The organism is Streptomyces sp. NBC_00667 (genome assembly GCF_036226825.1).
Taxonomy (GTDB): domain Bacteria; phylum Actinomycetota; class Actinomycetes; order Streptomycetales; family Streptomycetaceae; genus Streptomyces.
The window spans coordinates 4,399,401-4,421,600 of the sequence record NZ_CP109022.1; the positions used below are offsets into that span (position 1 = coordinate 4,399,401).

Annotated in this window: 24 protein-coding genes and 1 pseudogene; 13 read left to right on the forward strand and 12 right to left on the reverse strand. The window is 72.9% G+C overall.

Features of this window, described 5'->3' with window-relative positions; genetic code table 11:
* Positions 1-26: 26 nt before the first annotated feature.
* Together OHA81_RS20570 and OHA81_RS20575 are read right to left on the reverse strand one after the other, a co-directional pair.
* The gene (locus OHA81_RS20570) at positions 27-818 is read right to left on the reverse strand and encodes a transglutaminase-like domain-containing protein (RefSeq protein WP_329198002.1); all 792 of its coding nucleotides are present in this window, start codon (positions 816-818) and stop codon (positions 27-29) included.
* Positions 815-1,798, reverse strand: coding sequence for a GNAT family N-acetyltransferase (locus tag OHA81_RS20575; protein WP_329198003.1), 984 nt, complete (start codon positions 1,796-1,798; stop codon positions 815-817). Before OHA81_RS20575 ends, OHA81_RS20570 begins: the two co-directional genes overlap by 4 nt.
* Before the next feature lie 117 nt (positions 1,799-1,915).
* On the opposite strand from OHA81_RS20575, the gene fdxA reads away from it, so the two are divergent.
* Together fdxA and dapC are read left to right on the forward strand one after the other, a co-directional pair.
* Positions 1,916-2,242, forward strand: coding sequence for a ferredoxin (fdxA, locus tag OHA81_RS20580; protein ID WP_030291119.1), 327 nt, complete (start codon positions 1,916-1,918; stop codon positions 2,240-2,242).
* Between the two features lie 170 nt (positions 2,243-2,412).
* A complete protein-coding gene (dapC, locus tag OHA81_RS20585; protein ID WP_329198004.1) occupies positions 2,413-3,510 on the forward strand; it encodes a succinyldiaminopimelate transaminase in 1,098 nt (365 codons plus the stop codon).
* Between the two features lie 144 nt (positions 3,511-3,654).
* Here the strand turns inward: dapC and OHA81_RS20590 are convergent, their stop codons facing one another.
* Positions 3,655-4,047 carry an ATP-binding protein gene (locus tag OHA81_RS20590; RefSeq protein ID WP_329198006.1) on the reverse strand — a complete coding sequence of 131 codons (393 nt, stop codon included), beginning with the start codon at positions 4,045-4,047 and terminating at the stop codon, positions 3,655-3,657.
* Between the two features lie 251 nt (positions 4,048-4,298).
* Positions 4,299-5,258: a hypothetical protein gene (locus tag OHA81_RS20595; protein WP_329198008.1), complete on the reverse strand. Its 960-nt coding sequence runs from the start codon at positions 5,256-5,258 to the stop codon at positions 4,299-4,301.
* A 109-nt stretch (positions 5,259-5,367) separates the two neighbouring features.
* On the opposite strand from OHA81_RS20595, the gene dapE reads away from it, so the two are divergent.
* A complete protein-coding gene (gene dapE, locus OHA81_RS20600; RefSeq protein WP_329198009.1) occupies positions 5,368-6,447 on the forward strand; it encodes a succinyl-diaminopimelate desuccinylase in 1,080 nt (359 codons plus the stop codon).
* A 64-nt stretch (positions 6,448-6,511) separates the two neighbouring features.
* Positions 6,512-7,261: pseudogene (locus tag OHA81_RS20605) on the forward strand (TIGR00730 family Rossman fold protein); the annotation flags it as partial.
* A gap of 103 nt (positions 7,262-7,364) precedes the next feature.
* Here the strand turns inward: OHA81_RS20605 and folP are convergent.
* On the reverse strand, positions 7,365-8,225 hold the full coding sequence (folP, locus tag OHA81_RS20610; RefSeq protein WP_329198013.1) for a dihydropteroate synthase: 861 nt from the start codon (positions 8,223-8,225) through the stop codon (positions 7,365-7,367).
* Between the two features lie 82 nt (positions 8,226-8,307).
* On the opposite strand from folP, the gene OHA81_RS20615 reads away from it, so the two are divergent.
* Together OHA81_RS20615 and OHA81_RS20620 are read left to right on the forward strand one after the other, a co-directional pair.
* A complete protein-coding gene (locus OHA81_RS20615) occupies positions 8,308-8,631 on the forward strand; it encodes a DivIVA domain-containing protein (RefSeq protein WP_399273549.1) in 324 nt (107 codons plus the stop codon).
* Positions 8,632-8,645: 14 nt separating this feature from the next.
* The gene (locus OHA81_RS20620) at positions 8,646-9,209 is read left to right on the forward strand and encodes a DNA-3-methyladenine glycosylase I (RefSeq protein ID WP_443056782.1); all 564 of its coding nucleotides are present in this window, start codon (positions 8,646-8,648) and stop codon (positions 9,207-9,209) included.
* An 84-nt stretch (positions 9,210-9,293) separates the two neighbouring features.
* On the opposite strand, the gene OHA81_RS20625 is transcribed toward OHA81_RS20620, so the two are convergent.
* On the reverse strand, positions 9,294-10,097 hold the full coding sequence (locus tag OHA81_RS20625; RefSeq protein WP_329198017.1) for an enoyl-CoA hydratase/isomerase family protein: 804 nt from the start codon (positions 10,095-10,097) through the stop codon (positions 9,294-9,296).
* Between the two features lie 331 nt (positions 10,098-10,428).
* On the opposite strand from OHA81_RS20625, the gene OHA81_RS20630 reads away from it, so the two are divergent.
* Complete coding sequence (locus OHA81_RS20630; RefSeq protein WP_003966491.1) at positions 10,429-10,596, forward strand: DUF3117 domain-containing protein; 168 nt, start codon at positions 10,429-10,431, stop codon at positions 10,594-10,596.
* A 102-nt stretch (positions 10,597-10,698) separates the two neighbouring features.
* Here the strand turns inward: OHA81_RS20630 and OHA81_RS20635 are convergent, their stop codons facing one another.
* The gene (locus tag OHA81_RS20635; RefSeq protein WP_329198019.1) at positions 10,699-11,361 is read right to left on the reverse strand and encodes an O-methyltransferase; all 663 of its coding nucleotides are present in this window, start codon (positions 11,359-11,361) and stop codon (positions 10,699-10,701) included.
* 189 nt (positions 11,362-11,550) lie between these two features.
* Between OHA81_RS20635 and sigE the strand changes: the two genes are divergently transcribed.
* From sigE to OHA81_RS20660, 5 genes are all read left to right on the forward strand, one after another.
* Positions 11,551-12,330 carry an RNA polymerase sigma factor SigE gene (gene sigE / locus OHA81_RS20640; protein ID WP_329198022.1) on the forward strand — a complete coding sequence of 260 codons (780 nt, stop codon included), beginning with the start codon at positions 11,551-11,553 and terminating at the stop codon, positions 12,328-12,330.
* Positions 12,327-12,965 carry an anti-sigma factor family protein gene (locus OHA81_RS20645; protein ID WP_443056598.1) on the forward strand — a complete coding sequence of 213 codons (639 nt, stop codon included), beginning with the start codon at positions 12,327-12,329 and terminating at the stop codon, positions 12,963-12,965. The genes sigE and OHA81_RS20645 overlap by 4 nt, the downstream gene beginning before the upstream one ends.
* A 111-nt stretch (positions 12,966-13,076) precedes the next feature.
* Positions 13,077-14,399 (forward strand): S1C family serine protease, encoded by a 1,323-nt coding sequence (locus OHA81_RS20650; RefSeq protein ID WP_329198024.1) that lies wholly within the window; start codon positions 13,077-13,079, stop codon positions 14,397-14,399.
* Between the two features lie 171 nt (positions 14,400-14,570).
* Positions 14,571-15,017 (forward strand): sec-independent translocase, encoded by a 447-nt coding sequence (locus OHA81_RS20655; RefSeq protein ID WP_329198026.1) that lies wholly within the window; start codon positions 14,571-14,573, stop codon positions 15,015-15,017.
* Positions 15,018-15,194: 177 nt separating this feature from the next.
* Entirely contained in the window at positions 15,195-15,929 is a 735-nt protein-coding gene (locus tag OHA81_RS20660) for a hypothetical protein (protein ID WP_329198028.1), read from the forward strand.
* A gap of 73 nt (positions 15,930-16,002) precedes the next feature.
* Here OHA81_RS20660 and OHA81_RS20665 read toward each other — a convergent pair whose 3' ends face one another.
* The 3 genes from OHA81_RS20665 to OHA81_RS20675 all read right to left on the reverse strand — a co-directional run bounded on the left by OHA81_RS20665 (position 16,003) and on the right by OHA81_RS20675 (position 19,162).
* A complete protein-coding gene (locus OHA81_RS20665) occupies positions 16,003-17,163 on the reverse strand; it encodes an Mrp/NBP35 family ATP-binding protein (protein ID WP_329198030.1) in 1,161 nt (386 codons plus the stop codon).
* Positions 17,164-17,205: 42 nt separating this feature from the next.
* Complete coding sequence (locus OHA81_RS20670; RefSeq protein WP_329202429.1) at positions 17,206-17,769, reverse strand: DUF1003 domain-containing protein; 564 nt, start codon at positions 17,767-17,769, stop codon at positions 17,206-17,208.
* A 121-nt stretch (positions 17,770-17,890) separates the two neighbouring features.
* A complete protein-coding gene (locus tag OHA81_RS20675) occupies positions 17,891-19,162 on the reverse strand; it encodes a magnesium transporter MgtE N-terminal domain-containing protein (RefSeq protein WP_329198031.1) in 1,272 nt (423 codons plus the stop codon).
* A gap of 210 nt (positions 19,163-19,372) precedes the next feature.
* Between OHA81_RS20675 and OHA81_RS20680 the strand changes: the two genes are divergently transcribed.
* Positions 19,373-20,167, forward strand: coding sequence for a hypothetical protein (locus tag OHA81_RS20680; RefSeq protein ID WP_329198033.1), 795 nt, complete (start codon positions 19,373-19,375; stop codon positions 20,165-20,167).
* 85 nt (positions 20,168-20,252) lie between these two features.
* On the opposite strand, the gene OHA81_RS20685 is transcribed toward OHA81_RS20680, so the two are convergent.
* Both OHA81_RS20685 and OHA81_RS20690 read right to left on the reverse strand, forming a co-directional pair.
* The gene (locus tag OHA81_RS20685; protein WP_329198035.1) at positions 20,253-20,765 is read right to left on the reverse strand and encodes a hypothetical protein; all 513 of its coding nucleotides are present in this window, start codon (positions 20,763-20,765) and stop codon (positions 20,253-20,255) included.
* A gap of 31 nt (positions 20,766-20,796) precedes the next feature.
* On the reverse strand, positions 20,797-21,921 hold the full coding sequence (locus OHA81_RS20690; protein WP_329198037.1) for a magnesium and cobalt transport protein CorA: 1,125 nt from the start codon (positions 21,919-21,921) through the stop codon (positions 20,797-20,799).
* Positions 21,922-22,200: the final 279 nt, after the last annotated feature.

Below are 22,200 nucleotides of genomic sequence, written 5' to 3' on the forward strand. Positions count from 1 at the left end.
TCGGTTCGGCGGGCCCGTTCGGCAGGTCAGTTCAGCAGGGCGCGGGCCGAGAGGGCCTCCGCGCGGACGCGGGCCGCCGCTGCCGCGTCCACGGCGTCGACCACCTCCGCGTAAGCGTCCAGCTCCGCCGCGCCCGCCACGAACTGCCCCCGCTCCACCAGCACCCGGGCCCGCTCGTACCGCAGCGACGCCGGGTGCGAGGGCAGGAGCAGCGACAGGTCCAGCGCCCACAGTGCGACCCCCGACTGCTCGGGCCGGGTGGCGGCCCATGCCCGGATGTTGTTCAGGATCCGCAGCACGATGTCCAGCGTCCGGGCCGGCGTCCGCGGTCCGCCCGCCGGCTCCGCCGGACCCACCCCGAGCGAGGCGCCGCCCGCGAAGGGGTCCACCACGACCCCCTCCTCCGGGTCCCCGAAACCCACCACGAAGTGGCCCGGCAGCCCCAGCCCGTACACCGGCGCACCCGCGCGCCGCGCCACCTCCAGCCATACGACCGACAGCAGGATCGGCAGGCCCCGGCGGCGCAGCAGCACCTCGTGGAGCAGCGAGGACGACAGCCGGTCGTAGTCCGCCGGAGTCCCGTGGAAACCGAGCCGGCCGCCCAGCAGTTCCGTCACCGCAGACGCCCACGCCGCCCCGCCGCGCAGCCCGTACGGCAGCATCCCCGCGAGCCGGTCCAGCTCGATCTGCGCCCGGTCCATGGCCCGTTCGTCCAGCTCCGGGTCCGCCTCGGTCGCCAGCAGCAGGCACAACAGCGCCAGGTCCGGCCGCTCCGAGCGGGCCTCCGCCGCGAACCGGGCCCGTCCCTCGGCGCTCACGCCGCCGCCCGGAAGTGGTGGTAGGCGTGGTGCGTCGCGAAGCCCATCCCGTCGTACAGGGCCCGCGCCCCCACGTTGTCAGCCTCCACTTGGAGCCACGCCGCCGAGGCGCCCTCCTCCAGCGCCCGCCGGGCCAGCGCCGTCATCACCGCCGTCGCGAGGCCCCCGCGCCGCTGACCGGGATCGACCTCGACCGCCGCGAACCCGGCCCAGCGGCCGTCCACCACCATGCGTCCGATCGCCTGTCCGGGTAGCGTCGCGAACCACACCGAGGGCCCCGCGACCAGCACCTTCCGGGCCACCTCGGGGTCCTTGACCCGCCCGTACCGCCCGAGCCATTCCTCGTCGGGCGCGCGGGTCAGCCGCACCCGGGACGCCGCGGCCGCCTCCACGTCCCCGATCGGGGCCAACGCCGCGGTGCGGACCTCCGCCGAGACCTCGTTCACCCAGCCCCGCCGCTCCAGCTCGGCGCACAGCCGCTCCTGGGTGCCGAGCGCGCCGGTCGCGGCCTGTATGTACGCCGGAAGGCGGCGTCGCGCGTACCAGGAGGTCACTCGCGCGAGTGCTTCGTCCAGCGGTGTCCCCGGCTCGCCCAGTGCCAGCACCGAGTTGGCCCGCCGGGTGAATCCGGCGGCCGCCCGCAAGGTCCACTCGCCCAGCGGCTCGCTCTCCAGGGGCTGCCAGGCCCGCGCGGTGACCCGGGCCAGCTCCTCGAAAGACGCTCTAGGCCCCTTGCGCCGGGCGGGCGCCGGAGGGACGATCTTGCCTGCTACCAGCGTCGATTCCGCGATGTGGACGGACCGCCCGTCCTTGCGTGTGATCGTGAGCACACCCCCGGTCCAGGATGTGAGAACCCCGACCGCGTCCATGAACGAGGGGGGACCGCTCCGGTCCGCCTCCACCCGTCGCACAGAAACCCGTTTACCCACGTCAGCCGGGGTAATACGAATCTCCAGCAGTCCACCGGCAGTGATTTCCACAGCTCTGTCCGCCCCTCCTGTTCGGATCGTGCCCGGGAACGGAGATACTAGGCGTGGGCATCGACGACGCCGCGCTCCCGCGCGATATGGAAAGCCCTACCGAGGAGGAACGAGAGCGTGACCTACGTCATCGCGGAGCCTTGTGTCGACGTCAAGGACAAGGCATGCATCGAAGAGTGCCCCGTCGACTGCATCTACGAGGGCCAGCGGTCCTTGTACATCCACCCGGACGAATGCGTCGACTGTGGTGCCTGTGAGCCGGTCTGCCCGGTCGAGGCCATCTTCTACGAGGACGACACCCCGGAGGAGTGGAAGGACTACTACAAGGCGAACGTCGAGTTCTTCGACGAGCTCGGTTCGCCCGGTGGCGCCTCCAAGCTCGGCCTGATCGAGCGGGACCACCCCTTCATCGCAGCGCTGCCGCCGATGGGCGAGGGCCACTGACGGCCGTCGCCCCGGCGCGGTGAGCTTCGGTCCCGTACGGCCCCGTGCCGCGCGGGACCGAGCCGTTTGCGCGCCGCGGTCCGTACGCGGACCACTGGCGCGGGCCCACGGCAGGCAGGCAGTGGGCAGCAGGCAGCAGGACAAGTAGCGAGCAGAGAGCAGAGAGCACCGTGGCCGCAGTTTCCGCCCGCCTTCCCGCCTTCCCCTGGGACAAGCTGGAGCCGTACAAGGCGACGGCGGCCGCCCACGCGGACGGCATCGTCGACCTGTCGGTCGGCACCCCGGTCGACCCGGTGCCGGAGCTGATCCGCGGCGCGCTCGTCGGCGCCGCCGACTCCCCGGGCTACCCGACGGTGTGGGGGACGGTCGCGCTGCGCGACGCGATCACGGGCTGGCTGCGCGGGCGCCTCGGCGCGAGCGCCGTCGGCCACCGCAACGTCCTGCCGGTGGTCGGCTCCAAGGAGCTGGTGGCGTGGCTGCCGACCCAGCTGGGGCTGGGCGCCGGGGACAAGGTCGCCTACCCCCGCCTCGCCTACCCGACCTACGAGGTCGGCGCCCGGCTGTGCGGAGCGGAGCCGGTGGTCTACGACGACCCGACCGAGCTCGACCCGGCGGGCGTGAAGCTGCTGTGGCTCAACTCCCCCTCCAACCCCACCGGCCGGGTCCTTCCGAAGGAAGAGCTGATCCGGATCGTGGCCTGGGCGCGCGCGCACGGGATCCTCGTCTTCAGCGACGAGTGCTACCTGGAGCTGGGCTGGGAGGCCGAGCCCGTCTCCGTCCTGCACGACGAGGTGTGCGGCGGCTCCTACGAGGGCATCGTCGCCGTCCACTCGCTGTCCAAGCGGTCCAACCTGGCGGGCTACCGCGCGGCCTTCATCGCCGGTGACGCGGACGTGCTCGGCGAGCTGCTGGAGATCCGCAAGCACGGCGGAATGATGACCCCCGCGCCGGTCCAGGCCGCCGTCGTCGCCGCCCTGGGCGACGACGCGCACGTGCAGGAGCAGCGCGGCCGTTACGCGGCCCGCCGCGAGGCGCTGCGCGGGGCACTGGAGGCCCACGGCTTCCGCATCGAGCACAGCGAGGCCAGCCTGTACCTGTGGGCGACCCGCGACGAGCCCTGCTGGCAGACGGTGGCGTACCTCGCCGAGCGGGGCGTCCTGGTCGCACCGGGCGACTTCTACGGCGAGGCGGGGGCGAACTTCGTCCGCGTCGCCTTCACCGCCACCGACGAACGGGTCGCGGCCGCGGTCAAGCGGCTCGGCGCTTAGTCCGGATCCGGACCAGGCCCGGATCACACCCGGATCACACCCGGGTACGGCTCCGGCCCCGGTGACGCCCAGGTCAGGCCCAGGAACAGCCCGAGGGGCCGGGAGTGCGCACTCCCGGCCCCTCGGCGTTCCCGCGGCGGCGGGTCAGTGGCCGAGACCGCCCAGCGGCACGGCGTTCAGCGGCAGCTCCGGCGCGGCGGGCAGCCCCGAGGTGGGCGCCGCGGGCAGGGCCGACGTGGGCAGGCTCGAGGTGGGCAGGCCCGAGGTGGGCAGGCCTGAGGTGGGCAGACCGGCCAGCAGCGGGCCGGCCGCCTCGGTCAGCTGGGCGGGGGCGGCCTTCGCCGCGGTGTCCGTGGCGGTGGCGGCGGTGTCGCCGACGGCGGCGACACCGGCGTCGGGGGACGTGAGCGCGCCCAGCTGCGGCACGGACTCCAGGCCCGCGGCGCTGGCCGCGCCGGCCGCACCGACCACGGGAGCTGTCCCGGCTGCGAGAAGCAGCGCGGCACGGGCGATCCGACGGGTCAGGGGGAGGGACATGATGCTCCTAAGCGGTAGCGGCTGAGTACACCGGTACAACCGCTTGCGGGGCGTTCCAAGTTGCGGACCCGGTGGGTAAAGGATCGGTAACGCATCGTTTAATCGGGTTCCGCGACAACCGCATCGGACGCGCGCGACCAGGCCTTCCGCCCCTTTCGCGCCCCGGGCGCCCCCGCGCCGGCCACCCCCGGGCGGGGGACGTACCGCACACCCGAGCGGTATCCGGGCCGGGGGGCGGTTCACAGCGGGGGTCAGCGGTGCACGAAGATCCGTACCTCATCCGCTTGTGCGGTGCGGGGCTGCGGCGCATCGGGCCGCGGCGACGCGACGCGCTCCGCCTGCCACTTGCCCTCCGCCTCGCCCGCGGTCCAGCCCCGCGAGGCGTAGGAGACCCGCGCGATGCCCATGTCGCCGGAGTGCGCCACCGCCCAGTACGCCACCACCCGCGCGCGCCGGAACGCCGCTTCGGCGGAGCCCTGCGGCTGCGCCACGGTGATCTCGGCCTCCGGGGAGCCCGCGCCCTCCTTCGCGGGGGCGGGCGCGGCCGCGGCGTCCACCCGGACCTGCTTGCCGAAGATCCGCACCAGCTCCGCCCGCACCTGCTCCGGCCGGCCGGGCTCGGTGGGCGCCGGCCCGCCGCAGATGACCGAACCGCCGCCCGCGAAGGCCGCCGTGAGGACCGTCGCGTTCGGCTCGTGCTTCGCGTACGCCTGCGGGAAACCGCTGAGCTGCACCTCCTGCGCGGCCTCCGTCAGCGGCAGCTGCGCCCAGCCCCTGACCTCCAGCAGCCGGTCGTAGAAGATCCCCGCCGCGTACACCGGGTCGCGGATCTCCTGCGGCGTGCCCCAGCCCTGCGAGGGACGCTGCTGGAACAGCCCGAGCGAGTCCCGGTCGCCGTGGTCGAGGTTGCGCAGGCCCGACTCCTGCATGGCGGTGGCCAGTGCGATGGTGAGCGCCCGGTCCGGGACGCCCTTGGCCACGCCGACGGCGGCTATGGTCGCCGCGTTCCCGGCCTGCTCCGGCGACATCTCGTACGTACCGCTGCCGCCCTGCTCGCCGGGCGCGCCGGCCGTGCAGTGCGGGGCGCCACCACCGCCGTTGGACTCGTACTGCACGACGAGGTAGCCGCCGAGCGCGAGCAGAACGAGCAGGCCGGCGACCTTGAGCAGCGGTCGGCGGCGGCGCGGGCTGGAGTGATCGGTGGGGGACACGCGGCCCACCGTACTTGAGCCGCGCGAGGTGATCGCCGGGCCCTCGCCGGACCCGTCCACCCGCCGGACCGGCCGGGCCGCCACACCGCCCGGGCGTTAGGGTCGGCTCATGTCCGAATCCGAGCTGGACCTCACCCTGGACGCTGCCGAGCTGACCGCCCGGCTCGTCGACATCCCTTCCGTGAGCGGCGACGAGAAGGTCCTCGCCGACCTCGTGGAGCACGCGCTGCGCGGCCTGCCGCACCTGACGGTCGACCGCTTCGGGAACAACGTCGTGGCCCGTACGAACCTCGGCCGCGCCGAGCGCGTCGTGCTCGCCGGCCATCTCGACACGGTCCCGATCGCCGACAACGTGCCCTCCCGCCTGGACGAGAACGACGTCCTGTGGGGCTGCGGCACCACGGACATGAAGTCCGGCGTCGCCGTGCAGCTGCGCATCGCCGCGACGGTGCCCCGGCCCAACCGGGACCTCACCTTCGTGTTCTACGACCAGGAGGAGGTCGCCGCCGACCTCAACGGGCTGGGCAAGGTCGCCGAGGCCCACCCCGACTGGCTGCGGGGCGACTTCGCGGTCCTGCTGGAGCCGTCGAACGCCGAGGTCGAGGGCGGCTGCCAGGGCACCCTGCGCGTGCTGCTGCGCACTGCCGGTGAGCGCGCCCACTCCGCGCGCAGCTGGATGGGCTCCAACGCCATCCACGGCGCCGCCCCCATCCTCGTGCGGCTCGCGGCGTACGAGGCCCGCAGGCCGGTCATCGACGGACTGGAGTACCACGAGGGCCTCAACGCGGTGCGCATCGAGGGCGGCGTCGCCAACAACGTCATCCCGGACTCCTGCACGGTGACGGTCAACTTCCGCTACGCCCCGGACCGGAGCGAGGAAGAGGCGCTGGCACACGTGAAGGAGGTCTTCGAAGGCTGCGACATCGCCGAGTTCGTGGTCGACGACTTCTCCGGCGGAGCCCTCCCGGGCCTGTCCCATCCGGCGGCCGCGGCCTTCATGGAGGCGGTCGGCGGACGCGCCATGCCCAAGTTCGGCTGGACGGACGTGGCCCGGTTCAGCGCGCTGGGCGTCCCGGCGGTCAACTACGGCCCGGGCGACGCGCTGCTGGCGCACAAGGTCGACGAACGGGTCGAGACGAAGGCGATCCTGCACTGCGAGGAGCGACTCCGCGCCTGGCTGACCTCCTGAATTCCGCTTGCCGTCACCTTCCTGCGCCTAACCTGATCGGACGATCAGCTGGAGGGAGCACATCATGGGCAACCCCGAACGTTCCGCTCGCCGGCCCGAGGAGCAGCAGCTCGGGCCGGTGCTGCGCAGGCGGAGCCAGGTGCAGGCGGGCAGTACGACGGACCAGCGGCTGCTGGACTCCGCCGGGCCCTCCGAGTGGGTGCACACCGATCCCTGGCGGGTCCTGCGCATCCAGTCGGAGTTCATCGAGGGGTTCGGCACGCTGGCGGAGCTGCCGCCGGCGATCAGCGTGTTCGGATCGGCCCGTACCCCCGAGGACTCGCCGGAGTACGAGGCGGGCGTACGGATCGGGCACGCGCTCGTCGACGCCGGCTTCGCCGTCATCACGGGCGGTGGCCCGGGCGCGATGGAGGCGGCCAACAAGGGCGCCCGGGAGGCGGGCGGCATCTCGGTGGGGCTCGGCATCGAGCTGCCCTTCGAGCAGGGGCTGAACCAGCACGTCGACCTGGGGCTGAACTTCCGGTACTTCTTCGTCCGCAAGACGATGTTCGTGAAGTACAGCCAGGGCTTCGTGGTGCTGCCGGGCGGGCTCGGCACGCTGGACGAGATGTTCGAGGCCCTGACCCTGGTCCAGACCCAGAAGATCACCCGCTTCCCGATCGTGCTCTTCGGCACGGAGTACTGGGGCGGGCTGGTCGACTGGCTCCGCAACACCGTCATCGCGCAGGGCAAGGCGTCCGAGTACGACCTGTGCCTCTTCCACGTGACGGACGACGTGGAGGAGGCCGTGACGCTGGTCAGCAAGGAGGTCGGCGAGGGTACGAACGAACGCGCCGCCCGCGCCGCGACCGAAGAGGCCGCCCGGGAGGCGGGCGACTAGCAGCGCCCTGCCGGGGCCCGGCCGGCCGGGTGTCCGGTCAGGCGAGCCCCCGGCGGGCGACCGCCGGGGGCCGGTGGCCCTGGATGGACGCCACCATGTCGAGGACCTGCCGGGTCTCGGCGACCTCGTGCACGCGGTAGACCTGCGCGCCGAGCCAGGCCGAGACGGCCGTGGTGGCGAGGGTGCCGAGCAGGCGTTCCTTGACCGGCTTGTCGAGGGTCTCGCCGACGAAGTCCTTGTTGGACAGCGACACCAGCACCGGCCAGCCCGTAGCGGTCATCTCGCCGAGCCGCCGGGTGGCTTCCAGGGAGTGGCGGGTGTTCTTCCCGAAGTCGTGCCCCGGGTCGATCATGATGGCGTCGCGGCGCACCCCGAGCGCGACGGCCCGGTCGGCCAGGCCGACCGTGACCCGCAGGACGTCCGCCATCACGTCCTCGTACGCGATCCGATGCGGCCGGGTACGCGGCTCGATCCCGCCCGCGTGGGTGCAGACCAGCCCGGCGCCGTAACGGGCGGCGACCTCCGCCAGCTTGGGGTCGACCCCGCCCCACGCGTCGTTCAGGACGTCGGCGCCGGCCTCGCACACCGCTTCGCCGACCTCGTGGCGCCAGGTGTCCACACTGATCACCACGTCGGGGTGGCGGCGGCGCACCTCGGCCACGAAGCCGACCGTACGACGGGCCTCCTCGGCCGCGTCGACGTGTTCGCCGGGGCCCGCCTTGACCCCGCCGATGTCGATGATCGCGGCGCCCTCGGCCACCGCCTGCCCGACCCGCTCCAGCGCGGGCTCGTCGTGGAACGTCGCGCCCTGGTCGTAGAAGGAGTCCGGGGTCCGGTTCACAATGGCCATGATCACCGGCTCGTGCGTGTCGAACTCGCGCCTGCCCAGTCGCAGCATCCTGCTCTTTCCTCCTTCGGCGGCCCTCGCGCCTCGTCTGCGACCTTAACCTGGTGGCCGGAGTCTCTCAGGGGAGTTGATCGTGTTCTGGTTCTTGCTGATCGCGCTGGTCGTGGTCGTGGCCGCGGTCACCCTCGCGGTGGTCGGCGGAGGTTCGCAGGCCGTGCTGCCCGAGGCGGAGCCGGACCGGGTGGCGGACTCCCTGCCGGAATCCCGGCCGGTGGTACGGGCCGACATCGACGCGCTGCGCCTGCCGGTCGCGCCGCGCGGCTACCGGATGGCCGAGGTGGACGACGTACTGGACCGGCTGGCGGCCGAGCTGGCCGAGCGGGACGCGCGGATCGCGGAACTGACCGCCGCCGTCTCGGCCCACGGCCGCGTCGACCTCACGAAGGAGGACCGGTGAGCGGCGCCCCGGCGATGGCCGGCCCGGACGGGATCCTGCGCTGCCCGTGGGCGCTGTCGACGCAGGACTACGTCGCCTACCACGACACGGAGTGGGGCCGCCCGGTCCACGGGGACGACGCGCTGTACGAGCGGCTGTGCCTGGAGGCGTTCCAGTCGGGGCTGTCGTGGATCACGATCCTGCGGAGGCGCGAGGGCTTCCGCAAGGCGTTCGCGGACTTCGCGATCGATGCGGTCGCGCGCTTCGACGAGAGCGACGCGGAGCGGCTGATGCTGGACGCGGGCATCATCCGCAACCGGATGAAGATCGAGGCGACGCTGGCGAACGCGAAGGTGCTCGCCCAGTGGGAGCCGGGCGAGCTGGACGCGCTGATCTGGTCGCACGCCCCCGAGCCGGGCAAGGCCCCCGAGACGCTCTCCGACGTCCCGGCGGTGACGGCGCAGTCCACGGCGCTCGCCAAGGCGCTCAAGAAGGCCGGCATCCGCTTCGTCGGGCCGACGACGGCGTACGCCCTGATGCAGGCCTGCGGCCTGGTCGACGACCACCTCGCGGCCTGCGGTTTCCGGCACCGGACCTGACCTGCCCGGACCTGATCCGACCTGACCTGACCTCACCTGACCTGACCGTCCGGGCGGCCCTCGGCGGCCGCCCGGACGCGCCCGTCAGCGGCCCAGGTACTTCGGCGGCTGCTTCGCCAGGAACGCCTCGACCGCGATGCCGTGGTCCGCGGAGGCGCCCGCGCGGGTCTGGAGCACGTCCTCGTGGGCCAGGGCCTCGGGCAGCGAGTGGGACGCCCCGTACGCGAGGGACTCCTTGAGGGCCGCGTAGGCCACGGTCGGGCCCGAGGCGAGGGTCCGGGCCACCGACTCGGCCTCGGCGGCGAGCGCGTCCGACGGGACGACGCGGTTCGCGATGCCGAGCTCGTACGCCTCCTGCGCCTTGACCGAGCGCGGGAACAGCAGGAGGTCCGAGGCGCGGGAGGCGCCGATCAGCCGCGGCAGGGTCCAGGAGACGCCCGAGTCGGCGGTCAGCGCCACCCCGGCGAACGAGGTGTTGAAGGAGGCCGTGTCGGCGACGACCCGGAAGTCCGCCGCGAGCGCGAAACCGAAGCCGGCCCCCGCCGCTACCCCGTTCACGCCCGCCACCACGGGCTTCGGCATCTCCGTCAGGGCCCGCACGATCGGGTTGTAGTGCTCGGCGACCGTGCTCATCGTCAGCGAGGAGCCGCTCTCTCGGTCGGCCGCGAGGTTGCCGATGTGCTCCTTGAGGTCCTGGCCGACGCAGAAGGCCCGGCTCCCGGCCGCCGTGAGCAGGACCGCCCGCACCTGCGGATCGGCCCCGGCGGCCTGGACCGCGTCGCGCAGGGCGACCTTGGCCTCCGTGTTCATGGCGTTCATCGCGTCGGGACGGTTGATCGTGATGGTGGCGAGTCCGTCGGTCACTTCGTAGAGCACGCTGTCGGCCATGGCGGGGGTCCCCCTTCGTCGCGGGCTTGGCTACCGGCCGGTACCGGCCGGTGCAAGGGCCAGCATGGCGGACGGGGCGCGCACCGGGCATGTGATGTGCGTCAAAGAAAGAGGGGGCCGCCCGCCGGGCGCAGCGGCGAAGTATCGCAGGCGGATCCCCGAAATGAGTGGTTTTGGTCAAGCGCGTTGCACAAGCGTTCCCCGCCGATGTTGGTCATCGGGTCCTGACATGCGGGATAATGGCTGGGAAGCAATGTGTTCGATGCCGGGTACTAGGCGCCTGAATGGGGCCGTCGGCGACGATGAGCTGGTTTCAGGAAGGGGAACGAGCATGGCGGCCATGAAGCCGCGGACGGGCGACGGCCCGCTCGAGGTCACCAAGGAGGGGCGAGGCATCGTCATGCGCGTACCGCTCGAGGGCGGCGGTCGGCTCGTCGTCGAGCTGACTCCGGACGAGGCGGACGCCCTGGGTGACGCCCTGAAGAAGGTCGTCGGCTGATCCTCCGAGGACGCTGACAGGCACTTCGCCTGCGAAACTCCACGCCGCCCCGGCCGCCTCGCGCGGCCGGGGCGGCGTCGTACCTCCTGCCGGGCCGCCGGGTCAGCGGCGGACCGCGCACAGCAGGCCGTCACCCACCGGGAGCAGCGCGGCCTCCAGGGCCGGGCTCTCGCGCACGCTGCGCAGCAGCTCGCGGACCCGGAGCACCTCCACCGGTTGGGCGGCGGAGTCGACGGTACGGCCGTCGGAGAAGACGCCTTCGAAGCACACTAGACCGCCCGGCCGCAGCAGCCGCAACGATTCGGCGAGGTAGTCGAGGGACTCGGTGGGGTCGCCGTCGCAGAAGACGAGGTCGTAGCCGCCGTCGGCGAGCCGCGGCAGTACGTCCAGGGCGCGGCCGGGGATGAAGCGGGCCCGGTTGCCCGCGAAGCCGGCGGCGCGGAAGGCCTGGCGGGCGAACGCCTGCCGGTCCGGCTCCGGGTCGACGGTGGTCAGCACCCCGTCCGGGCGCATCCCGTACAGGAGGTGGATGCCGGAGACCCCGGTCCCGGTGCCGATCTCCGCCACCGCCTTGGCGTCGGCGGTCGCGGCCAGCAGGCGCAGCGCGGCCCCGGTGCCCGGGGAGACGGAGCGCAGCCCCGCTTCCCTGGACCGGTCGCGGGCCCATCGCAGAGCGTCGTCCTCGGCGACAAACGCGTCGGCGAACGCCCAGCTCGTCTGCCGGTTGCCGCTAATGACCCTCTCCTGTCCCCATAGTTGGCGCAACGGTGACTGTATCCGTTGACGTCGGGAACCCGCAGATGGGACCGGGCGTTGGGAGAGGTAGACGCGGGACGCATGCGGGATAGAGGGGACGGCGGAGGGCAGATCGGCAGTCGGGGAGCCCGCGGACCCATAAGACTCGTGCAAAGTTACTGCAAAAATGCTTATCCGGAGCTGACGGGAGGGGTGGCTATGGTAGGGGCTCCACTGGACACCACCAGAGCCGATAGGGGAGGTGCGGCTGCGCCTACGGATCGTGGAGGCGTATTCCGACGTCTCTTCTGGTCGGCAGGTGAGCCGAAATCCGTGACCGAGACTGCTGACCGCTTCCACACCGCCGACCCCGCAACCACCGCGACCTTTGCCGCCGAAGCGGGATCGCAGGCGTGGACGCCTCCCTCCTGGGAGGAGATCGTCAGCACGCACAGCGCGCGGGTCTACCGCCTCGCCTACCGCCTGACGGGCAACCAGCACGACGCCGAGGACCTGACGCAGGAGGTCTTCGTCCGCGTCTTCCGCTCGCTGTCCACGTACACGCCCGGCACCTTCGAGGGCTGGCTGCACCGCATCACCACCAACCTCTTCCTGGACATGGTCCGCCGCAAGCAGCGGATCCGGTTCGACGCGCTCGCCGACGACGCCGCCGAGCGGCTCCCCAGCCGCGAGCCGTCCCCCCAGCAGGTGCTCCACGACACCCACTTCGACGCGGACGTGCAGCAGGCGCTGGACACCCTCGCGCCCGAGTTCCGCGCGGCCGTCGTGCTCTGTGACATCGAGGGCCTGTCGTACGAGGAGATCGCCGCGACGCTCGGCGTGAAGCTCGGCACCGTGCGCAGCCGTATCCACCGAGGCCGCTCGCACCTGCGCAAGGCGCTCAAGCACCGGTCTCCCGAGGCCCGCGCGGAGCAGCGCGCGCTGGCAGGGGCGGCGGTGGGCGCCCCCGGCGCCGGAGGAGAGGGCGGAACCGAGTGAGCGGAGCCCGACCTTCCCCCGCCGAACAGCACCTGGGCGACCGTCTCGCCGCCCTGGTCGACGGGGAGCTGAGCCATGACGCGCGCGAGCGGGTGCTCGCGCATCTGGCGACCTGCCCCAAGTGCAAGGCCGAAGCCGACGCCCAGCGCCGGCTCAAGACCATGTTCGTGGAGAGCGCGCCGCCGCCGCTGTCCGCGGGGCTGCTCGCCCGGCTGCAGGGCCTGCCGGGTGGCGATCCCGCGGGTCCTTCCTCCGGGGCGCCGGGCGGCGGCGCCCCCACGGCCGCCTTCGGGTACGTGGCTCCGGCCGCGCCGCGCGAAGCGCTCCGTATCCATGAGGTCGGCCGTGCCCACGAGCCGGGCCGCCCCAGACGCCGGTTCGCGTTCGTCGCGGCCGGTGCGGTCTCGCTCGCCGCGCTCGCCCTGGGCGGCGCCCTGCCGCTGGACTCCGTCGAGCCGGGCGGCTCGCGGGGCGAGGCTCCCGCCGCGCGGCCCGAGCCCTACCTGCCGCTGACCGACGCGGTGGTCCGCGACCGGCTCCCGAGCCCGGGCGTGCTGCCCACCTTCGCGCCCAGGGGGGTGTTGAGCCCCTCCGCGCCGGTCTCGGCCCGGCCGGTGGTCTCCCTGGCGCACTGACGCCGGGGCCGCAGGCCCCGGGCCGGGGGCGGACCTGATTGAATCGGCGCCAGTGGCGCCGCCCGGCGGTGCGACAGCTTGTGGAAGTCCGCCAGCCGCGGGGGAGCGCCCATGTCCGACAGCCAGCACACCGATCCGGTTCCGGCGGCGCCCCGCTGGTGGAGCCGTCCCGCGAGCCCGGCGGACGTGCCGGCGCCGCGCGCGGCGGGGCAGGTGCCCGTACCGGCGGCCGAGTCGGGGCAGGTGCCCGTACCGGCCGCGGAGCCCCGCTACGACCCGTGGGCCGTCGTCCCCTTGCAGGTGGCCGACCCGGGCCGGGCGCCCCGCCCCGGGCCGCGGATGTGGCAGCTCGTGGCCGCCGGTGTCATCACCGCGCTCCTCGCCGGGGGCATCGGCGGCTACGTCGGCGTCCTCACCGAACGCCGGGGCAACGCCCGCCTCGAACTCCCGCAGGCCGCCGCCGACCACAAGGGCCGCGCCCCCGAGAGCGTGGCCGGGATCGCGGCCACCGCCCTGCCCGGCGTGGTCACCCTCCACGTCAGCAGCGGCAGCGGCGGCAGTACCGGTACCGGCTTCGTACTCGACGGCGAGGGCCACATCCTCACCAACAACCACGTCGTCGCCGACGCCAAGGACATAACGGTCACTTTCAGTACGGGTGACAGCGTTCCCGCCGAACTGGTGGGCCGCGACGGCGGCTACGACCTGGCCGTGGTGAAGGTCAACGGAGTACGGGGGCTGCGCCCGCTGGCCCTCGGGAACTCCGAGAACGTGCAGGTCGGTGATCCGGTGGTGGCCATCGGCGCGCCGTTCGACCTCTCCAACACGGTCACCGCCGGCATCATCAGCGCCACCGGCCGCCCCATCACGGCCGGCGGGGACAAGGGCGACGGCAGCGACATCAGCTACGTCGACGCCCTCCAGACCGACGCCCCCATCAACCCCGGCAACTCCGGCGGCCCGCTCCTGGACTCCCAGGCCCACGTGATCGGCATCAACAGCGCCATCCGCGGCGCGGACAAGGCGAAGGACGGGGACGAGGGCGCCCGCCAGAGCGGCAGCATCGGCCTCGGCTTCGCCATCCCCGTCAACCAGGGCAAGCGGGTCGCCGAAGAACTGATCCGCACCGGCCACGCCACGCACCCCGTCATCGGCGTCACCCTCGACATGCAGTACACCGGCGACGGAGCCCGGGTCGGGGCCAAGGGCGAGGACGGCAAGCCGTCGGTCGTGGCGGACGGCCCGGGCGCCCGGGCCGGGATCAAGGCGGGCGACGTGATCACGAAGGTGGACGGACAGCGCGTGCACGGCGGTGACGAGCTGATCATCAAGATCCGCGCCCACCGCCCCGGCGACGCGCTGCGCCTGACGGTGCTGCGCGACGGCAAGGAACACGCGCTGGAAGTGGTCCTCGGCTCGGCTGCCGGATCCTGACCGCCGGTCCGCCGGTCCGCCGGATCATGACCGCCGGTCCGCCGGGGCGCGGGGCTGAAAGCAGGAGCGGGGGCCTCCCGACGCGATCGGGAGCCTCCTGACGTAGGGGCATCGAGGCGGGGCCGGGTACCGTTGTGGGGCCGGACGTGGAAAGAGCCGAGGAGCGGCAAGGTGTTCAACGACATAGGCGCACTCGAAGTGGTCACGATCGTGGTGCTCGCCATCCTCGTCTTCGGCCCGGACAAGCTGCCGAAGGTGATCCAGGACGTCAGCGGCGTCATCCGCAAGATCCGGTCTTTCTCGGACAGCGCCAAGCAGGACATCCGCTCCGAACTGGGCCCGGAGTTCAAGGACTTCGAGTTCGAGGACCTCAATCCCAAGACCTTCATCCGCAAGCACCTGGCGGAGAACGAGGACCTCAAGGAGATCCGCGGCAGCTTCGACCTCCGCAAGGAGCTGAACGAGGTCACGGACGCCGTCAACGGCAGGGACGTGCAGCCCGGGCCGGCCGCCGCCGCGGCCGCCACGCCCGCCGCCGGCACGGGTCCGGACCTGCTCAAGAAGCCCGCCGCTCCCTCGGCCGAACAGCGCACGCCCTTCGACGCCGACGCCACCTAGGCGTTCTTTCCGGCCTCGGACGTCGCCCGGACACGACCTAGGCGACGGCCTGCCCGGCGATCCGGGACCGGATGGCTATCCTCTCCATCTGTCCGGACGCAGGGCACCCGAGGAGGGGATTCCCCCGCGAAGCGAGGGGAGAGCCGTTCCGGACCCCACGGAACGAGAGGCGCCCAGATGGAGACGACCAGCAGCCGCGTAGGGACACAGCCCGCGGAAGCCACCGCCGAGGCCCCCGCCGCCGCACCACAGCCCACCCCGGAGCCCGAGCGGCCCCCCGCACCGGGAACCCAGGAGCAGTCCGCGCCCCATGCCACGGCCCGCCGGGCCCTCGACGGCTACCTGAGGGCCGACTTCCCCTGGTACGGGCTGGACGAGGCCTTCACCGGACCCCGCTGGCTCATGCAGGTGGGGGCCGCCGCCGACGGCACCGTCGAGCACGGCTCCACCGGCCACGGGGACGAGCCCTCCGCCCGGGGCGAGATCGCCACCGGCGAGAAGGAACGCTTCGCGGTGGTGATCACCGTGGCGAGCAACCCGCTGCGCCGCAGCGGCGACGGCACCGGCGTCCTGGAGGCGACCTCCGTCGCCTCCGCCGCCTGGCTGGCCGGCTCGGGCCTGCTCGCGTACAGCTGGCCCGGCCAGATGGACCACACCCTGCGCAACGACTGGCTCGACCAGCAGACCGAAGCGGCCTGGGAACTCGCCGACGACCTCGACGGCGCCGACTGGTCGACGCTGTCGCTGCCGGTCGACGGGGAGCCGACCACCTTCCACTACCGCGAGTCGGAATTCGGCTGGGTGCTCGCCGGCTCCACCCGGGCGGGCGTGCACCTGGGCGCGTACGGGCGCGGGATGAGCGCCTACGGCCTCGGCTTCTCGGCCATCTCCGACCTCGGCACGTACGAGTAGCCGCGCGGAAACGAGCGGCACCGCGGACCGGGTCCGCGGTGCCGTGTCCCTGGGGCCTCACGGCCCTGTGCTCTCAGAACTTGTTGCGCGGCGTGATCCCCAGCGACATGCCCGACAGGCCGCGCGCGCGCCCGCCCAGCTTCCCGGCGATCGCGCGCAGCGCCGCACCCGCCGGGGAGTCGGGGTCGGACAGCACGACCGGCTTGCCGTCGTCGCCGCCCTCGCGCAGCCGCACGTCGATCGGGATGCTGCCCAGCACCGGCACGCTCGCCCCGACCGTCTTGGTCAGGCCGTCGGCCACCTTCTGGCCGCCGCCCGAGCCGAACACGTCGACCATCTCGTCGCAGTGCGGGCAGGGCAGGCCCGACATGTTCTCGACGACACCGACGATCTTCTGGTGGGTCTGCACGGCGATCGAGCCGGCCCGCTCGGCGACCTCGGCCGCGGCCTGCTGCGGGGTGGTCACGACCAGGATCTCGGCGTTCGGCACCAGCTGCGCCACGGAGATCGCGATGTCACCCGTGCCCGGCGGCAGGTCCAGCAGCAGGACGTCCAGGTCACCCCAGAAGACGTCCGCGAGGAACTGCTGGAGCGCCCGGTGCAGCATCGGACCGCGCCAGACGACCGGCGCGTTGCCCGGGGTGAACATGCCGATGGAGATGACCTTCACGCCGTGCGCCGACGGCGGCATGATCATGTTCTCGACCTGGGTGGGCCGGCCGTCGACGCCGAGCATGCGCGGCACGCTGTGGCCGTAGATGTCCGCGTCCACGACGCCGACCTTGAGGCCGTCCGCCGCCATCGCCGCGGCCAGGTTGACCGTGACGGAGGACTTGCCGACGCCGCCCTTGCCGGACGCGACCGCGTACACGCGGGTCAGCGAACCCGGCTTGGCGAAGGGCACCTCCCGCTCGGCGGTGCCGCCGCGCAGGGTGGCGGCGAGGTCCTTGCGCTGCTCGTCGCTCATCACGTCGAGGGTGACGGCGACGGAGGTGACGCCCGAGACGCGCTCGACGGCCTCGGTGACGTTCTTGGTGATGGTCTCGCGCATCGGACAGCCCGACACCGTCAGGTACACCGTGACCGCGACCGCGCCGCCGTCGCCGATCTCCACCGATTTGACCATGCCGAGGTCGGTGATCGGCTTGTGGATCTCGGGGTCGTTCACCGTCGCCAGCGCGTCCAGGATCGCGTCCTGCCCAGGCGCAGCGGCGGAGCTTGTGTCGGTAGCCATGCCCCGATGGTACGGCTCGGTAGCACGCCGCCGGTAAGCCCGTCAGCGGTCGCCTTCGTCACGTTCGGGCGGGAGCAGTCGCCGCTCGTCCATCTCCTTGATCAGGTCCTGGAACTCCGAGCGGATCCAGTCGCGGGTCGCGACCTCGCCCAGGCCCATCCGCAGCGAGGCGATCTCGCGCGTCAGGTACTCGGTGTCGGCGATGGAGCGCTCGTTCTGCTTGCGGTCCTGCTCCAGGTTGACCCGGTCCCGGTCGTCCTGCCGGTTCTGCGCCAGCAGGATCAGCGGGGCCGCGTAAGAGGCCTGGAGCGAGAGCATCAGGGTCAGGAAGATGAAGGGGTACTTGTCGAAGCGCAGGTGGTCCGGCGCGAAGACGTTCCACAGCACCCAGGCGATGATGACGATCGTCATCCAGACGATGAAGCGGCCCGTGCCCAGGAACCGGGCGACCCGCTCCGAGAGCCGCCCGAACGCCTCCGGGTCGTACACCGGCAGCAGCCGCCGCCGGTCGCTGCGCGGCTGGTCCAGCCGGGCCCGCGGTGAGCGGGTCAGCGCGCTCGCCCCGGTCGCGGAAGCGGTCGTCTTGGCCCGCATCCGCTCGGCGATCTCTTCCTCCCGCCCCGTCAGGCCCTGCTCGCGCGCGTACTCGCGGGCGTGTTCGCGCGCCAGCTCGCGCCGCACGCGGGTCTGCTCGCGGCGCCGGTCGCGCGCCGGGTCACGCCGCCGTTCAGTGCCCACGTACGGCCTCCTCGGAGTGGAAGTCCGTCTCCCGCCAGTCGTCCGGCAGCAGGTGGTCGAGCACGTCGTCCACGGTCACCGCGCCCAGCAGCGAGCCGCTCTCGTCGACCACGGGCACCGCGACCATGTTGTACGCGGCCAGGTAGCTGGTGACCACCGGCAGTGAGGCGTCCGGCCGCAGCGGCGGCAGGTCCGTGTCCACGATCGAGCTGATCAGGGTGAACGGCGGATCGCGCAGCAGCCGCTGGAAGTGCACCGTCCCCAGGTACTTGCCCGTCGGCGTCTCGTCCGGCGGCCGGCACACGTACACCTGCGCCGCCAGCGCGGGGGACAGGTCCGACTGCCGGACCCGGGCCAGCGCGTCCGCGACCGTCGCGTCCGGGCGCAGCACGATCGGCTCCGTGGTCATCAGACCGCCCGCCGTGCGCTCCTCGTACGACATCAGACGCCGCACGTCCGCCGCGTCGTCCGGCTTCATGAGCGTCAGCAGCCGCTCCTTGTCGTCCTCCGGGAGTTCGGACAGCAGGTCGGCCGCGTCGTCCGGGTCCATCGCCTCCAGGACGTCGGCCGCCCGCTCCTCCTTGAGCTTGCCGAGGATCTCCACCTGCTCGTCCTCGGGCAGCTCCTCCATGACGTCGGCGAGCCGGTCGTCGTCGAGGGCGCTGGCCACCTCGGCGCGCCGCTTCGGCGTCAGGTGGTGCAGTACGTTCGCCACGTCCGCCGGCCGCATCTGCTCGAAGGTGGCCACCAGGTTCTCGGCGCCCTGGCCCTCCTCCTCCAGCGAGAACCCGGTCACCGCCGACCACTCCACGGTCAGGGTCTCGCCGCGCCGGCGCAGCGCGCCGCCCTTGCCCTTGCGGACGAAGATGCGGTCGATCTCCCAGTCCCGGCGGGCCGGCAGCTGCTGGATGGCCACGTCCAGGACGGTGACCTCCTCGCCGGTCGACACCAGCTTCACGCGGCGGTCCAGCAGCTCGCCGAGGATCAGCCGCTCGGTGGGGCGCTGTTCGAAGCGCCGCATGTTGACGACTCCGGTGGTGATGACCTGCCCGGACTCCACGCCGGTCACCCGGGTCATGGGCAGGAAGATGCGCCGTCGGCTGACCACCTCGACCACCAGCCCCAGCAGCCGCGGCGGCCGCCCGCCGACGCGCAGCATGGCGACGAGGTCGCGCACCCGGCCCACCTGGTCGCCGTTGGGGTCGAAGACGGGCACACCCGACAGATGCGAGACGAAGATCCGCGGGGCGCCAGCAACCATCCGAGCGCCTCCTAGAACGTGAACCGACCGTCGATCAACAGTCCTGCCGAGCCTCAGGCTAGCCCGTGGCCCGGGAGGGCGTCCTGGTGGGGCCGTCGTACGGCGTCCGTACGGGGCCGGACGGGCGGCTTCCACACCGGGCGCGGGCCGCGCGGGAGGGGCGGGTACGCTGCCTGCTGCCCCAGACGACCGACCGGGAGGCACCCGCACGTGACCGCCTACTTCCCCGCCGCGCGCCTGCGCCGGGCCGCCTTCATCGGCGCGCTGTGCGCGGGTCTCACCGTCACCGTCACGGGCTGCGGCGGCGGCGAGGACCCCGACAAGGGCACGAACGGCGTCGGCAAGCTGCCCGCCGACCAGATCGAGGCGAAGGCGAAGGCGGCGGCCACCGCGGCGAGCTCGGTGCACCTGTCGGGCTCGGTGGTCACCGGCGGCAAGACCTTCACCCTCGACATGCGCCTCAAGGGCGACGGCGGTTCCGGCGAGGTCAAGTCCCAGCAGGACACCTTCCAGGTGCTGCGCATCGGCGAACAGCTGTACTTGAAGGCCAACTCCGCCTTCTGGGGGAAGTCCGACTCGGCCGGGAAGCTCGGCGACAAGTTCGTCAAGGTGCCCCAGAGCGACCCCACGTACAAGCAGTTCCGCGGTTTCACCGACATGCACGTCCTGCTCGACGGGCTCCTCGGCCTCGACGGCAAGCTCACCAAGGCCCCCTACGGCAAGGTGGGCCACGGCCGCGTGGTGCCGGTCCTCGCGGCGGGCGGCAAGGGCGGGCGGCTCTCGGTGTCCCTGGAGGGGACCCCGTACCCGCTGCTCATGGAACGCGCGGGCGGCGCCGGGCGGGTGGAACTCGCGGAGTGGGGCCAGAGCTTCCAGCTGAGCGCGCCCGCGCAGGACCAGACGGTGGATTACGGTTCCCAGCTGCCCACCACCAAGGACGCGGGCGGCGCCACGCCCGGCCCGAGCAAGAGCTCCGGCCAGGGCTCCGACCCCACCGAAGGCTGACCCCGCCGGGCCCGGGCAGTCCGCCCCGCACCCGGCGGCCTCCGCCCGGCCCGGCAGCCTCCTCCGCCCGGGGCAGCGCGGGCCTCTAGCGGGCCGCCTTCTTCCGCTTGAGCAGCAGCTTCGGCAGCCCGGCCGGGACCTCGCGGCGCGTGATCGCCGGGGACGGCAGCGGCGGCGCGGCCAGCGACCCGCCCGGCAGGGAGTCCCGTACCGCCGCCGGCTCCAGCCGCAGCAGCCGGCACTCCCGCGCCCACCGCTCCGTCATCCGCTCGGCGTCGGGCGCGTTCAGCCGCTTGCCCTTGAGCTCCGCCACCGCCGCCTGCCACGCCTCGCCGCCCGGAGCGAGCTCCCGTACCGTGGCCGTCCAGGCGACCAGCCGGCCGCCCTTGTCCTTGCTGCGCACGGTCACCTCGGCGCCGCCGCCGTCGGTGAGCCCGGGGAACGGCTGCTCACCGGGACCGTCGCCCACCACGTGGGCGGCGCCGTCCACCCAGGCGTGCCACAGGGCCCGGTCGGCGCCGGAGCCGCGGACCCAGATGAGCCCGGACTTCTTGGTGGCCTCCTCGACGAGGGCCAGGTCGAGCGCGCTGAGAGTCATGCGCACAGGGTAGCCAGCGGCCGGTGAGGGGCTACAGCCAGCCGTTGCGGCGCAGGGCGCGGTGGATGGTGAGACAGGCCCCGGCGATGGCGGTCATCACCATCGGGTAGCCGTAGCGCCAGTGCAGCTCCGGCATGTGCTCGAAGTTCATCCCGTACACGCCGCAGATCATCGTCGGGACCGCGATGATCGCCGCCCACGAGGTGATCTTGCGCATGTCCTCGTTCTGCGCGACCGACGCCTGCGCGAGGCTGGCCTGGAGGATCGAGTTCAGCAGCTCGTCGAAGCCGACGACCTGCTCGTGCACCCGCGCCAGGTGGTCGGCGACGTCGCGGAAGTACTTCTGGATGCCGGGGTCCACCAGCCGCATCGGGCGCTCGGAGAGCAGTTCCATCGGCCGCAGCAGCGGGGAGACGGCCCGCTTGAACTCCAGCACCTCGCGCTTGAGCTGGTAGATGCGGCCCGCGTCGCCGCCGCGGCCGCTGCCCTTGGCGGGCGCGGCGAAGACCGCGCTCTCCACCTCGTCGATGTCGTCCTGCACCGCCGCCGCGACCGCGATGTAGCCGTCGACGACGTGGTCGGCGAGGGAGTGCAGCACCGCCGAGGGTCCCCGGGCCAGCAGTTCGGTGTCGTCCTGCAGGCGGTGGCGCAGGCCCTTGAGGGAGCCCTGGCCGCCGTGCCGGACGGTGATGACGAAGTCCGGGCCGGTGAAGCACATCACCTCGCCGGTCTCCACTACCTCGCTGGTGGCGGTCAGTTCGGTGTGCTCGACGTAGTGGATCGTCTTGAAGACGGTGAACAGGGTGTCGTCGTAGCGCTCCAGCTTCGGCCGCTGGTGCGCGTGCACCGCGTCCTCCACGGCGAGCGGGTGCAGCCCGAAGGTGGCGGCGATCCCGGCGAACTCGGCCTCGGTGGGCTCGTGCAGACCGATCCAGGCGAAGCCGCCCTCCTCGCGGACCCGGCGGATCGCCTCACGGGGCGTCAGGCACGCAGTGCCCGGCTCGCGCGGCTCGCGCCGCCCGTCGCGGTAGACGGCGCAGTCGACCACCGCGCTGCTGGCGGACGGGTCGCGGGTGGTGTCGTAGCCGGGTTGCGCGGGGGTGGACCGGCGCAGGGCCGGACGGACGGCGGCACGGAGGTAGGGCAGCATCGACATGGCAGGCTCCTTCGCGCGCACGGCTGCGGACCGTACGGGTGGGAGGCCCTCCGCGGCTGCGCACGGGCAGTCAGCCCCGGGCAGACGGAGGGAAACAGGACGGAGAGGACAAACGTTCTGCCGTCGCTCTTCTACTGACCTTCCGGCGCCCGGCAGGCCACCGGGGGAAGATCACAGGGGGCGCGGAACGCCCGGCATAGAAGTGGAAGAGCGATTGGTACTGCACGATCGACTTCGATCCATCGCAGCCCCACCTCCTCCGGCCGGTCCCCCGTGAGG